The sequence below is a fragment of the Pseudomonadales bacterium genome, assembly GCA_024234165.1.
Classification (GTDB): domain Bacteria; phylum Pseudomonadota; class Gammaproteobacteria; order Pseudomonadales; family UBA5518; genus UBA5518.
Window position 1 is genome coordinate 96,880 of record JACKOP010000003.1, and the last position, 13,800, is coordinate 110,679.

12 protein-coding genes are annotated in these 13,800 nt (G+C 64.9%); 10 read left to right on the top strand and 2 right to left on the bottom strand.

Translation table 11 applies throughout. The annotated features are described in order from the left end of the window. Nucleotides 1-160 precede the first annotated feature (160 nt). Nucleotides 161-937: an endonuclease/exonuclease/phosphatase family protein gene (locus tag H7A12_09770; GenBank protein MCP5321095.1), complete on the top strand. Its 777-nt coding sequence runs from the start codon at nt 161-163 to the stop codon at nt 935-937. Nucleotides 938-986: 49 nt separating this feature from the next. Here H7A12_09770 and rph read toward each other — a convergent pair whose 3' ends face one another. After that, nucleotides 987-1,721 carry a ribonuclease PH gene (rph, locus tag H7A12_09775; protein ID MCP5321096.1) on the bottom strand — a complete coding sequence of 245 codons (735 nt, stop codon included), beginning with the start codon at nt 1,719-1,721 and terminating at the stop codon, nt 987-989. 133 nt (nt 1,722-1,854) lie between these two features. Here rph and H7A12_09780 point away from each other — a divergent pair, with 133 nt between their 5' ends. The 7 genes from H7A12_09780 to H7A12_09810 all read left to right on the top strand — a co-directional run bounded on the left by H7A12_09780 (nt 1,855) and on the right by H7A12_09810 (nt 9,890). Next, the gene (locus tag H7A12_09780; GenBank protein ID MCP5321097.1) at nt 1,855-2,709 is read left to right on the top strand and encodes a YicC family protein; all 855 of its coding nucleotides are present in this window, start codon (nt 1,855-1,857) and stop codon (nt 2,707-2,709) included. Next, a complete protein-coding gene (gmk, locus tag H7A12_09785) occupies nt 2,706-3,338 on the top strand; it encodes a guanylate kinase (GenBank protein ID MCP5321098.1) in 633 nt (210 codons plus the stop codon). The genes H7A12_09780 and gmk overlap by 4 nt, the downstream gene beginning before the upstream one ends. Before the next feature lie 73 nt (nt 3,339-3,411). Continuing rightward, nucleotides 3,412-3,669, top strand: coding sequence for a DNA-directed RNA polymerase subunit omega (gene rpoZ, locus H7A12_09790; protein ID MCP5321099.1), 258 nt, complete (start codon nt 3,412-3,414; stop codon nt 3,667-3,669). A gap of 55 nt (nt 3,670-3,724) precedes the next feature. Beyond that, nucleotides 3,725-5,845 carry a bifunctional GTP diphosphokinase/guanosine-3',5'-bis pyrophosphate 3'-pyrophosphohydrolase gene (gene spoT / locus H7A12_09795; GenBank protein ID MCP5321100.1) on the top strand — a complete coding sequence of 707 codons (2,121 nt, stop codon included), beginning with the start codon at nt 3,725-3,727 and terminating at the stop codon, nt 5,843-5,845. A 31-nt stretch (nt 5,846-5,876) separates the two neighbouring features. Beyond that, nucleotides 5,877-6,266: a RidA family protein gene (locus H7A12_09800; protein ID MCP5321101.1), complete on the top strand. Its 390-nt coding sequence runs from the start codon at nt 5,877-5,879 to the stop codon at nt 6,264-6,266. A 72-nt stretch (nt 6,267-6,338) separates the two neighbouring features. Beyond that, nucleotides 6,339-8,435 (top strand): ATP-dependent DNA helicase RecG, encoded by a 2,097-nt coding sequence (recG, locus tag H7A12_09805; protein MCP5321102.1) that lies wholly within the window; start codon nt 6,339-6,341, stop codon nt 8,433-8,435. Between the two features lie 90 nt (nt 8,436-8,525). Beyond that, nucleotides 8,526-9,890 (top strand): HDOD domain-containing protein, encoded by a 1,365-nt coding sequence (locus tag H7A12_09810; protein ID MCP5321103.1) that lies wholly within the window; start codon nt 8,526-8,528, stop codon nt 9,888-9,890. Between the two features lie 32 nt (nt 9,891-9,922). Here the strand turns inward: H7A12_09810 and H7A12_09815 are convergent, their stop codons facing one another. Beyond that, nucleotides 9,923-11,290 (bottom strand): FAD-dependent oxidoreductase, encoded by a 1,368-nt coding sequence (locus H7A12_09815; GenBank protein ID MCP5321104.1) that lies wholly within the window; start codon nt 11,288-11,290, stop codon nt 9,923-9,925. 23 nt (nt 11,291-11,313) lie between these two features. Here H7A12_09815 and H7A12_09820 point away from each other — a divergent pair, with 23 nt between their 5' ends. Next, nucleotides 11,314-12,690, top strand: coding sequence for a pyridoxal-phosphate dependent enzyme (locus H7A12_09820; protein MCP5321105.1), 1,377 nt, complete (start codon nt 11,314-11,316; stop codon nt 12,688-12,690). 221 nt (nt 12,691-12,911) lie between these two features. Next, the gene (locus H7A12_09825) at nt 12,912-13,766 is read left to right on the top strand and encodes a class II glutamine amidotransferase (protein MCP5321106.1); all 855 of its coding nucleotides are present in this window, start codon (nt 12,912-12,914) and stop codon (nt 13,764-13,766) included. Nucleotides 13,767-13,800: the final 34 nt, after the last annotated feature.

The window sequence follows — 13,800 nt, forward strand, 5'->3', positions numbered from 1 at the left end:
ACGTATGTTCCACGCAAGTTCCCGAGCAATGAAGCGCGGAGCGATTATAGCAGCGCGACTCTCCCGGCAAGGGGTGTGCGAACGCCAGGCATCGCGACCCCGTGCGCGCCTCGGCGAACGGCATCATGTATGATATTCAGGTTTAAGGGATGGGAAGGCCATGCGCGTCATCAGTTTCTGCGCCGACGGCATTCGCGAAGCTGCCTCGCGAGGCTTTTACGCTTGGGCTCTCGAACAGGACGCCGACGTGATCTGCGTCCAGGATCTGCGTGCTGCGGAATCCGCACTCGGGAGCGCTCTGTACAATCCGGATGGTTATTTCGCGTACTTTTTCGACGCCATCGATGCGACGACAAATGGCGTGGCCATCTACTGTCGCAAGATGCCGAAAGCCATCATGACCGGACTGGGCCTCGGTGAGGCCGACGGCGAAGGCCGCTACATGCAGGCCGATTTCGAAAACATCAGCGTCGTCAGCCTGCTGGCTCCTGCTGCCAGCCTGGATGATCCGGGATCACTCGCGCACAAATCGCGCTTTTTCGAACAACTGCGCATCCAGCTCGACAAGGTGCGCAAGAAGCGGCGCCAGTACATCCTGTGCGGCAACTGGAACATGGCGCATGCCGCACGCGACGTCCAGGAGGCCGCACGCCACGGCGCTACGGCCGGATTCCTCGACGCCGAACGGCAGTGGCTCGATACGCTCTACGACGAGCTCGGGTACTGCGATGCATTCCGTCTGGTGAACCAGGACGAGGACGAGTTCTCGTGGTGGCCCGCCGGACGCGATGACGGGGACGGCTGGCGACTCGACCTGCAGATCGTCTCGTCAGGGCTGCGCTCGACGATCGAGTATGGTGTGATCTACAAGGGGCAGGAATTCTCCAGCCACGCGCCGCTGGTCATGGACTACGACATCGAGTCAGAGCAGCTGTAGATCCTTTTCACCGTCGCAGACGGCGTGTCCGGAGACGATGGCGGCTTGCCTATTTCCCGGGCAACGGCGTGCTCAGCGCCATCTTCTGCACACGTACCAGGTTTTCGGTTCCCCGGGACGCCAGTTCGAGCATCTGCTGCAGTTCGTCGCCTCGAAACGGGCGTCCCTCAGCCGTTCCCTGTACTTCGACGAAGTCACCGTGCTCGGTCATGATCACGTTCATGTCGGTTTCCGCATTCGAATCCTCTGCGTAGTCGAGATCGAGTACCGCACGCCCACCGCAGATGCCCACCGATACCGAAGCCACCAGGTGCCGCAGCGGATCCTCGGCGATCATGCGCTTGCGCCGCCCGACTGTCAGCGCGTCCACCAACGCCACGCAGGCACCGGTGATCGCGGCGGTGCGCGTACCACCGTCGGCCTGGATCACGTCGCAATCGACGATGATCGTGTTCTCGCCGAGCTTCGCAAGATCGAGCGCGGAACGCAGCGAGCGGCCGATCAGGCGCTGGATCTCGACGGTTCGCCCACCCTGCTTGCCACGGGCCGACTCGCGCTCGGTGCGAGTGTTGGTGGCTCGCGGCAGCATGCCGTACTCTGCCGTAAGCCAGCCGCGACCTTCGCCACGCATGAAACGCGGCACGCCCCGCTCGACGCTGGCAGTACAGATCACGCGCGTGTCGCCGTACTCGACCAGCACCGAACCTTCTGCATGGCGCGTGAACGCGCGCGTGAAGCGTACCTGGCGAAGCTGGTCCGGACGACGTCCACTGGGTCGTTCCATGATCGGTACTCCGGAATGCTGCAGGGTCGGGGCGCGCGATTATACACACGCCGCCCGGCGCATGATTTATGCGGGTGGCATGATTACAATGTGGCAAGGCCACCGGAGGCGAAGTTTGCCAGCAATCCAGAGCATGACGGCGTTCGCGCGACGTGAGAGGGTTTTTCCATGGGGCTCCCTGTCGTGGGAAGTCCGCTCGGTCAATCATCGCTATCTCGAAGCGCAGGTACGACTCCCCGAATCGGCACGCCACATCGAGATGCCGTCGCGTGAACTGCTGCGCGAACGCATCGGGCGCGGCAAGGTCGACTGCAACTTGCGGCTGCACGCAGGGCGCACCACGCCGGGATCCCTGGCGATCGACGACGACTTCGTGCGTCGCCTGCACGCGGCCTCGACACACGTCTGTACGCTGATGGGGCCACTGGGCACGCCGAACGCTCTCGACGTGTTGCGCTGGCCGGGCGTGATCGCGGAACAGCAGCCCGACGAGGATGAGGTTGCGCACGGGGTACTCGGCTTGCTCGACGAGACGCTCGGCGATCTGGTCGCCATGCGCACGCGGGAGGGTGCAACGCTCGCGGCGCAACTCGAACAACGACTGGCGCGTATCGACACGATCGTGGGCGAGATTCGCAGCGGGTTGCCGAGCATCCTCGACACCCATCGCCAACGACTGCGGGAGCGCACCGCCGAGCTGGGCGCCACGATCGACGCACAACGCCTGGAGCAGGAAATCGTGCTGCTGGCAGCGCGCTCCGACGTCGCCGAAGAGCTCGATCGACTGCAATCACACGTGCACGAGACGCGTCACAGCCTCGCGACAGGCGGTTGCTGCGGAAGACGGCTCGACTTTCTGATGCAGGAGTTCAACCGCGAGGCGAACACTCTGGCGTCAAAATCCCTTTCGGCACCGACCACCCGCTCGGCGGTCGAGCTGAAGGTGCTGATCGAGCAGATGCGCGAACAGGTACAGAACATCGAATGAATACAGGCATCGCCACTGGCACGCTGTATACCGTGTCGGCGCCTTCCGGTGCCGGCAAAACCAGTCTGGTCGCGGCGCTGGTCGCCGGCGATCCCGGCCTGCGGGTCTCCGTATCGCACACCACACGCGAGCGCCGCCCCGGCGAAACCGACGGTGTGAATTACCATTTCGTCTCGCACGAGCTGTTCGATGCAATGCTGGCGCGCAACGACTTTCTCGAATGCGCGACGGTGTTCGGCAACCGCTATGGAACCTCGCGCGCCCAGGTGCTGCACAACCTCGCGATCGGAATCGACGTGATCCTCGAGATCGACTGGCAGGGCGCACGCCAGGTGCGCGAACGGGTCGCCGCTGCACAGTCGATCTACATTCTGCCGCCATCACGCGCGACACTGGAGGCACGCCTGCGCACACGCAACCAGGACGACGATGAAGTCATCGCCAACCGGATGCGCGAGGCGGTCAGCGAGATGTCGCACCATGGCGAAGCCGACTACATCATCGTCAATGACCGATTCGAATCGGCCCTGGATGACTTGCGTGCGATCCTGCGAACCAATCGCCTGCGCTGCCCGGCACAGACGGTGCGACTCGACGGCCTGATCGCCAACCTGCTGTCTGGGCCCTGAGAGACTCTGCTAGAATCCTCGCCCCCGCGCCGACCCGGACGCCGGCGCCCTACAGACGCTACAGGTACACCCCATGGCACGTATTACGGTAGAGGAATGCCTCGACAAGGTCGATAACCGCTTCGAACTGGTGATGCTCGCGGCAAAGCGCGCCCGCCAGCTTGCCACCGGCGGCAAGGAACCGCTGGTGCACGCAGAATCGGACAAGCCCACGGTGATCGCACTGCGCGAGATCGAGGAGGGGCTGATCGGGCCCGAGATCTTCGAGGAAAGGATCGAACCCTCTTTCGAAGAACTGCTCGAAGCGCAGGTCGACGCGGCCAACCTGTGACCGCCCGGGGTCATCGCCCCGCACCTCGCGTAGCCTGCCCACGCGAGTCCGTTGCATGCAACAGCTTGGCACGCTGACCGACAGACTCCGCGGTTACCTCGCTCCCGAGCAGGTCGACGCGGTACGCCGTGCGTACTATTTCGCAGAGCAGGCGCACGATGGCCAGGTGCGACGCACCGGGCAGCCCTACGTCACCCATCCGCTCGCGGTCGCCACGATCCTTGCGGACATGCGGATGGATCACCAGAGCCTGATCGCCGCGCTGCTGCACGACGTGATCGAGGACACCGGGATCCCGAAGGAAGCACTGGCAACACAGTTCGGCCCGCCGGTGGCCGAACTGGTCGACGGTGTCAGCAAGCTCTCACTGTTCGAAACCGCCTCGCGTGCGGAAGCGCAGGCAGAGAACTTTCAGAAGATGGCGATGGCGATGGCACGCGATATCCGCGTGATCCTCGTGAAGCTTGCCGACCGCCTGCACAACATGCGCACGCTGGATGTGCTGAAGCCCGAGAAACGCCGGCGCATCGCTGCAGAGACGCTGGAAATCTACGCCCCGATCGCGCTGCGACTCGGGATGAACAACCTGCGCCTGGAGTTCGAGGATCTCGGTTTTGCCGTACTCCACCCGATGCGCGCACGACGCATCGGAGCTGCGGTACGCAAGGCGCGCGGCAACCGCAAGGAGTTGGTGAGCCAGATCCAGCGCAAGATCGAAGTCCGGCTGCGCGACGAAGGAATCAGCGCGCGCGTGATCGGTCGCGAGAAGCACCTCTACAGCATCTATCGCAAGATGCGCAGCAAGGGCAAGTCGTTCGCCGAGATCATGGACGTGTTCGCATTTCGTATCGTGGTCGAGAATGTCGACACCTGCTACCGCGTGCTCGGTGTCATGCACAACCTCTACAAGCCAGTACCCGGGCATTTCAAGGATTACATCGCCATCCCGAAGGCCAACGGCTACCAGTCACTGCATACCGTGCTGTTCGGCATGCACGGTGTACCGATCGAGATCCAGATCCGCACCTCCGACATGGAGGAAATGGCGAACAACGGGATTGCGGCACACTGGCTGTACAAGTCCAGCAGCTCGGAGCGACAGGGCGGTGGCCACTCGCGCGCACGCCAGTGGGTGCAGGGATTGCTGGAAATGCAGCAGCGGGCCGGCAATTCGCTGGAATTCATCGAGAGCATGAAGATCGACCTGTTTCCCGACGAGGTCTACGTGTTCACACCGCGCGGCGAGATCTTCGAGCTGCCGAAGGGCGCAACGGCAGTCGACTTCGCCTACGCCGTGCACACCGACATCGGCAACAGCTGCGTCGCCTGCCGCATCGATCGCAACCTCGCTCCGCTCAGCACCCGGTTGCAGAGCGGCCAGACCGTGGAAATAGTCACTGCACCACGCGCAAACCCGAACGCAACGTGGCTCAGCTTCGTGGTCACCGCCAAGGCGCGCACCAACATCCGCCACCATCTGAAGAGCCAGCAACGATCGGAATCGATCGAGCTGGGACGCCGGTTGCTCGACAAGGCGCTCGGCGGTCTTGGCAGCAGCATCCGCGCAACGCTCGGGACAGGCGCGGTCGAGCAACTGCTGCTCGAAACGAAGCGTCCGTCATTGGACGGCATCCTCGAAGAGATCGGGCTGGGCAACCGTGTCGCGCTGCTGACCGCCAGGCACCTGCTCGGCATCAGCGAACTGACGACCGGCTCACCCGGCAGCGACCTGGCGCCGCTAACGATCCATGGCACCGAAGGCATGGTGCTCAACTTCGCGAAGTGTTGCTATCCGATTCCGGGAGACGCGATCGTAGGGCACATCAGTGCCGGGCGCGGGATGGTCGTGCACCGCGAGAACTGCAACAACATCGCCGAGTTCGTCGCCGACCCGGAGCGCTGCACGCAACTGCGCTGGGCCGAGGATGTCAGCGGCGAATTCGATGTCGAGCTGCTGGTCGAGCTCGAAAACCAGAAGGGCGTGATCGCCGCGCTCGCGAACCGCATCAGTGCGATGGACGTGAACATCGAGAAGATCGACATGGAGGAGCGTGACGCACGCATCAGCCAGATCCGCCTCGTGGTCGGTGTGGCTAACCGGGTTGCGCTCGCACGCATCATGCGTCGTATCCGCACCCAGAATCTGGTGATGAAAGTCACGCGAGTCCGGCACTGAAGCCGGTTCCAACCCATTCCGAGGAAACCCGATGAGCAACCGCGCAGTCATCCATTCCAGCGAAGCCCCGCAGGCGATTGGGCCTTACTCGCAGGCGGTGAAGGTCAACGATACGGTCTGGCTCTCGGGACAGATTCCACTCGATCCGGCAACGATGGAGCTGGTGCCGGGTGACGCAGCAGCACAGGCCGAGCAGGTATTCCGCAATCTCGCCGCCGTCGCACGTGCCGCTGGTGGTGATCTGAACCAGTTCGTGAAGGTGAACATCTACCTGACCGATCTGGCCGATTTCAGCGCCGTGAATGCGGTGATGGCGCGTCACTGCAGCGAACCGTACCCAGCACGTGCCTGCGTGCAGGTCGCCGCGCTGCCGCGTGGTGCGCTGGTCGAGATCGAGGCCACGATGACGCTGAAGCCCTGAGCCACGAGCTCTCTGCGGCTGCGGTCGGTTATGATCACATACCGCAGTTGAGTCACCGGATCAGCCAGTCGCTTGCCCCAGGATCGCGCACCCGCCAGACCCGCTCTCGAGCGTGTGCCCGTCAGCGCGCTGCACGGAGTCGGGCCGCAACTCGACGCACGCCTGGCCACGCTCGGCATCCGCAGCGTTGCCGATGTGCTGTTTCACCTGCCGCTGCGCTACCAGGATCGGACGCGGATAGTCCCGATCGGCACCTTGCGCCCCGGCGTCGAGGCGCTCGTGGCAGGTCGGGTGCTCGAACTGCGCGTCGAGTCCGGACGCCGCCGCAGCCTGGTGTGCCTGCTCGGTGACCCCAGCGGCGTGATCACGCTGCGCTTTTATCATTTCAGCGCCGCCCAACAACGCAACCTGGATTCCGCCACACGCCTGCTCTGTTTCGGTGAAGCACGCCGCGGGCGCAACGGTATCGAGATCTACCATCCGGAATATCGGGTATTGACCGACGAGGCCGACTCCGGTGCCGAGCCCGGCCTCACGCCGATCTATCCAAGCACCGAAGGCCTGCACCAGGGCAGTTGGCGCTCGCTTACGTCGCAGGCATTGAAAATGCTCGACGATGGCAGCCTTGCCGAGCTGCTTCCCACCGGCTCCCACACGGCGGCAGTGCCACTTGCAGCGGCATTGCACTACCTGCATCGCCCACCGCCCGATGCACCCGTCGCGCAGCTCATGGGCGGCACTCATCCATACCAGCAGCGACTGGCCACCGAAGAGCTGCTCGCACACCAGCTCGGATTGCTGCTGATCCGCCAGCGGGCACGCACGCAGGCCGCACCGGTGCTGCACGACGACGGACGGCTCGGCAGGCGTCTGCTGGAGAATCTCACGTTCCGTCCAACCGCGGCGCAGGTGCGGGTCAGCGAGGAGATCCGCAGCGACCTCGTCAGTGGCCACCCGATGCTGCGGCTGGTGCAGGGTGACGTCGGCTGTGGCAAGACGCTGGTGGCGGCGCTCGCGGCGCTGACCACGATCGGCGCAGGCTGGCAGGTAGCGATCATGGCTCCCACCGAGCTGCTCGCCGAACAGCATCAGCGCAGTTTTTCAGCATGGCTCGAACCGCTCGGCCTGCGTTGCGTGCTGCTCGGCGGGCGACTGTCGGCACAACGGCGGCGCGCAGCGATCGGCGGGATTGCCGACGGCACGATCCACCTCGCGGTCGGGACGCAGGCCCTGTTCCAGGAGCAGGTGCGCTTTTCCCGTCTCGGCCTGGTGATCATCGACGAACAGCACCGCTTCGGCGTACACCAGCGGCTTGCGCTGCGCGACAAGGGGAACAGCGACAGCGTTGCACCACACCAGCTGGTGATGACGGCAACCCCGATCCCGCGCACGCTGGCGATGACCGCTTACGCCGATCTCGACTACTCGCTGATCGATGAGCTGCCACCGGGACGCACGCCCGTGACCACCGCGGTGCTGGCAAACACGCGGCGTGCGGATGTCGTCGAGCGCGTACGTGCAGCCTGTGCCGAAGGTCGTCAGGCGTATTGGGTCTGCACGCTGATCGAGGAATCCGAAACCCTGCAGGCGCAGGCCGCGGCAGCCACCGCCGGCGAACTCGCCGCGCAGTTGCCACAACTTCGTGTCGGCCTGGTCCACGGTCGCATACCGACACGCGAGCGGCTCGCGACGATGGACGCGTTCAAGCGCGGCGAGATCGACTTGCTGGTGGCGACCACGGTGATCGAGGTCGGCGTGGACGTACCACGCGCCTCTCTGATGATCATCGAGAACGCCGAGCGGCTCGGGCTCGCGCAGTTGCATCAGTTGCGTGGTCGTGTCGGACGCGGCAGCATCGCCAGCCACTGCGTGCTGCTCTACCAGCCGCCGCTGTCACACCTCGGGCGCGCGCGCCTCGAGGCGATGCGTGATACCAGCGATGGTTTCGTGCTCGCCGAGCGCGACCTCGCACTGCGTGGTCCCGGGGAACTGCTGGGAACGCGTCAGACCGGACTGATGGGTTTGCGCTTCGCGGATCCGCAACGTGACGCCGTGCTGCTGCCCGAAGTACGCTCAGCCGCCATGCAGTTGCTGGAGCACCATGCCGAGCTCGTCGCACCGCTGCTCGAACGCTGGATTCCCGGGCGCACACGCTACGCCGATGCCTGAAGCTGCTGGCCGCACAGCCGTCCGCGGTGGCTCCGTGTGCCCACGCAGACCTTCAACTACACTTGGCGCATCGGGCCAGGAATGACAACGATGCAATTGGCGCAATCCGTGAGCCGCGTGCTCGATGACGGAGCAACCCACTGGACGCTGGCCGCAGCAACTGAACCAGGCACCGTCACGAGGGTGCAGGCAACCCTGCTGCAGGATGCGGTCGGACCGGTGCTGATCCTGATGCCGGCCGACGCGCTGCTCGACCTTGAAGCGTTGAACCGTTTCAGTGGCCGTGAACTGCTTGCAGCCGACGAGGCAACCGTCGCTGCGTGCTGTGCGGCACAGGGCTTGCCATCACTTCCCGCCCTGCCGCGAGTGCTGCAACTGCCGATCATCGCGGATCGTTCGCTTTGTTCGCGCGGCGAACTCGAACTCGACGCAGCCGGCGTGCGCATACGCATGCCGGCAGCACATTTCGCTGCGCTGCTCGAGCACGAGACCTGCAGCAGCGCGGATTTCTGCGTTGCACTGAGCACCATCGATCCGGGCGGCATCGATGCATCGGATGACGACAATGACATCGGCAACGCGGTCGCACGCTTCACCTCGCGCCGCGTCGAGCGACGCCTGGAAGACACCCTCGACTTTCCGCCGCTGCCCGAGATCGCACACCGCATCATCCGCATCAGTGCCGACCCGTACGCGAGCGTCAGTGATCTTGCCCGCGTGGTGGAGATCGACCCGGCGCTCGCCGCGCAGGTCGTGAGCTGGGCCTCGTCACCGTATTACGCCGCACCCGGCAAGGTCCGGTCGATCCAGGATGCGATCGTCCGCGTTCTCGGCTTCGATCTCGTGATGAATCTCGCACTCGGCCTTGCCCTCGGCAAGACGATGCGAATGAGTGCTGATGGTCCACACGGCTATCGCACGTACTGGGTGCAGGCGGTCCACGGCGCTGCGATGGCCGAAGGCCTTGCGAAAGCGATGCCGTCGACCCTGCGTCCCCCGTTGGGGTATATGTATCTGAGTGGTCTGCTGCACAACTTCGGCGCGCTGATTCTCGGCGAACTGTTCAAGCCGCAGATGCAACTGGTATGTCGCTATACCGACGCCAACCCGCACCTCGGGCACTGGTACGTGGAGCGTTTCCTGCTTGGCGTCACGCGCGAACAGATGGCGGCCCGGCTGATGCGCTTCTGGCATCTGCCGGAAGCGGTGTGTGCCACGCTGCGCTTCCAGCACGCGCCGGAACAGGCGGGTGAACACGAGACGGCAGCGAGGGTGCTGCAGGTCGCAACGCGTCTGCTGCGCCAGCACGGCATCGGCAGCGCACCGCTGGAACCGCTGCCGGATCAGGCCTTCGCCGCGCTCGGCATCGATCGCGGCGCCGCACTCGAAGTCAGCGAGTACATCCGCAGCGCTCGCGAGCAGCTCGCTGCGATCGCCCGTGATCTTGCGGCCTGAGGTGACTCACGCCGCACGCGAACAACCCGGTTTCAGGCCAGCAACGGTGGCAGTTCGAGCTGCAGCCGTGCCTTGTGCTCGACTTCGGCACCGCTCAGCGCGAAGCCGCGCAGCACCCCGTCGGGACTGCGGAATTCGGCGATGAAGTCCGGGGCCGTTCCGGTGATCGACCACGCACCGTCTGCAGCGGCTGGCGGTGCTGCAACGACCAGCGGGCAGGCCGGCGTCTTCAGCGTGACCGCCATTCCGGGGTAGCCAACCGCAACCGGGTTGCCCGCAAGCGTTTGCGCCAGGCTGCGCGCACACGCCATCAGCGGCGCCACATGGTGCAGGACATGGCCCTCCACCTCGGCGCAATCGCCAAGCACATACACCCCGCGCACGCTGGCCTGCAGCAGCCGGTCGACCACGATGCCCCGATTCACTGCAAGGCCTGCGGTGCGCGCCAACGCAATATGCGGACGCACACCCACTGCCGACAGTGCCAGGTCGGCTTCCACACGCCGCCCATCGGCCAGCGTGGCGACGATGCCGGCTCCGGGTCGCGCCTGATCGACCGAGCGCACCACGGTGCCGAAATGGAAACGAGCACCCCGCGCCTCCAGCGCATGTTGCAGCGCGCGCCCCAGAGGTTCCGGCAGCAACGTCGCCACGCACCAGCCGAGTGGATCGACGACTTCGGTGCTGATGCCGGCGTTGGCGAGGTCATTGCAGAATTCGCTGCCGATCAGCCCGGCACCGATCAGCAATACCTTACCGGCCTTGCCATTGGCGAGCGCACCACGCCACTTCGCGTAGTCCTGCAGGTTGTTGACGGCGTGCACCTGCAGGGCTGCGTCGCCTGCGAGCGGTGGCTGGACGACTTCTGCGCCCCACGCGATGACCAGCCTTTCCCAGGCTTCGACCGAACCGTCGGCAAGTTGCAGTTCGCGTCGGACCGTATCGATCGCTGTCACGCGCGCATGGGTACGGATCGTCGCGTCCAGCGTCTCCGCCATCGTGTTCGCGTCTGCCGTAGCGAGTTGCTCCGCTTCCAGCGCCCGCGTGAATCCGGTCGACAGCATCGGCTTGGAGTAGGCGCGTCCGTCATCGGCCGTGATCAGCAAGAGTGGCGTGCTGGTGTCGAGCTTGCGGAACTCCCGTGCGAAGGAATAGCCCGCCAGCCCGGTACCGATCACGACCAGCCGACGCGGCTGTGGCGGAGCAGCCTGCCTGGTTGCGGTCTCCACGGTGCCGGGCGAGTCGAGCAGCACGAAGTCTTCCTTCGGGGCACCACACTCCGGGCAAAGAAAATCTTCCGGCACCTGCTCCCACGGCGTACCCGGTGCAATGCCGTCGTCGGGCCAGCCTTTTTCCTCATCGTAAACCCAGCCGCAGACGATGCATTCCCACCGTGCCATCACTCGACTCCCGCCATGATTCGTTGTCGCGGCGCACGTGCCGCCCGAGGATGTCGAGCCGCGCATGGCGTCACGGGAATCCTAGCATTGTACGCGCAGCCCGACCGACCGAGCGAATCCGCCGGATCGATCCGCAGGATCGATGGTCGTCCGATGTTTCGTTGTCTCACCAGCACTCGCTGGCTATCGTGCGAACTCTCGACGTGCCCGACGGAAACACGATGACAAACAGCTTCGCACCGTTCATAGACAATCGCCATTCGGCAGAGACCAGTCTGGTCAGGCGCTATCTCGCCGCATCGGGCGACGAACTGGATGCACGCACGCGGAGGCAATTCCACGACTGGCTGGCGCGGGCGAGCGTACAGGAAGGCGTGCGCCTGTTCCCGCTCTTCGAACATCGCGGAGTGGCAATTCATCTGCTCGATGAAAGCTCCCTCATGCACACGCGCACCTTCAAGTCCATCGATGGCTGCGTGACGGCCGCTCACTGCAGGCTCGCCGGCCATCTGCGCGTGGTGCTCGAGTCGGGCGGGAACAGCGGTACCGCGTTGGCTGCCTACTGTCAGCGACTGGGGATCGAAACCTTCTGTTTCGTGCCACAAGCCAACCTGCCCCTGTTGAACGGTGAGGTGTTTGCAAATCCGACCAGCCATCTGATCGCGGTGAAAATCCGCGGCATGGTCAAGGAAGCGACCCACCGCTTCGCGCAACAGCGCGGCCTCACGCTCGTCCCACGCGTCGAGTGGCGCCTCGAAGCCGCCATGTTCCGCGGTTTTTTCATTCTCGAGCAGATGCTTGCCGGCAATTGCTTCGACTGGTTGGCGCAGACCATCAGCGCGGGTTTCGGGCCGATCGGTATCTACCGGGCGCTGATGCGCCATCGCGGGGAGTTCGAGCTCCTGCCGCGCTTCCTCGGGGTGCAGCAGGCATCCAATTGCCCGATGTACCGGGCCTGGCTGGCGAGTATCGGCGGCGTGGCGACCATTCCCGAGCGCGACGAGCCGCTGCTCGTCTCGGTGATGTATGACGAGAAGCCACAGACCCACGGCACATTCGCCGCGCTGGAACGGGTGCTCGTGAACAGCGGCGGCAGCATGACGACCGTGGATGCCAGCGAGCTGGACGAGTTTCTCTCCAGGCGCTTCGATGGCCGCACGCCGCTGCAACTGCTGCACGATAACGGCGTGCTGGTGGCGATACGCAACGGCGAAGTCGTCGAAAAGGCGGGCCTGTTGGCGCTGGCGGGTGTGGTGAAGGCCATCGATGCCGGAGTAGTGGCTGCAGGAAGCCGGGTGCTTTGCAGCCTGACCGGCGCCGCCGGCGGTGGTGGCGGCAACGCCGTCCCCGAGCACGTCATCGACAGCCTGGCGCAGGTCGACCAACTGCCGTTGCCGTAACGCCCGACACGGCTCGAGAGGGTGGAGCAGGACCGGTGCGAAGCTGTGTCACCACGCCGCCGCACCATGGGCTTCGACACCCTCGCCAGCGGGACGGCGGGAGGCCGGAAGTCCGCGAACCGTGAACAGTTTCGGATATTTGTCGCAACCGGATCGTGCGGCCTTGCGAAATGCCCGCGCAACGATTAGGTATAAGGAGGATTGCGTGGAGTCCACACCACATGTGCCGGCTGTATGCCCTGCTCGCCAGCGAACCCACCCGGGTCGGGTGCAGTCTCGCCTGTTCACAGAACAACCTCATGCGCCAAAGTGCGGGTGATGCGGACGGCGTACAGCACGCACACGGCTGGGGCGTGGCCGAGTACACGAATCGGGGCCCGGTGGTCGAACGCCAGGCCTGGGCCGCGTATGACGGCGAACAATTTCCGCAGCGGGTGGCGCAGATCCGCTCCCGCGCGGTGCTGGCTCATGTGCGCCGCGCCACCGTGGGTTCGCTCAGCGTGGACAACACCCACCCGTTCCGTCACGGACGCTTCACGTTCGCACACAACGGTACGCTCCCCGCCTTCGATCGCCTGAAACCCCGGCTGCTCGCCGCGACCGCGCAGCGGCACCGCACCGCGATCCGCGGGCAAACCGACAGCGAGCACCTGTTTCACTACCTGCTGTCACGGTGGTCGCGCGAGCGCAGGGCCGATTTGCTGGCCACGACTCGTGACGGCATCGCGCAGGTGCTGGACTGGTGCCATGAGCTTGCACCGGATTGCCCGATCGGTCTCAACGTGCTGCTGACCGACGGCGAACAGATGGTCGCTTCGCGCTACGGTCGCAGCCTCTGGTTCCTGGAGCACGACACAGCAGGTTCCTGCCACCAATGCGGCCAGTCGCACGTCGAACGCTCCTCCTGTGCAGCGTATCGAGCGGTCGAGGTGGCATCGGAGCCGATTACGCCCGGGGATGCCTGGCGGCTGCTGCCCGAAGCCTGCGTGCTTGGTATCGATACCGGCCTGGCGCTGCGCATCGAGCCGCTGGCACGCGATCCGATGCTCGCTCCGGCGCGCCTCGCTGCCGGTTGACTCTCCGGGCAGCACGATCCTGCGGACTTCGACG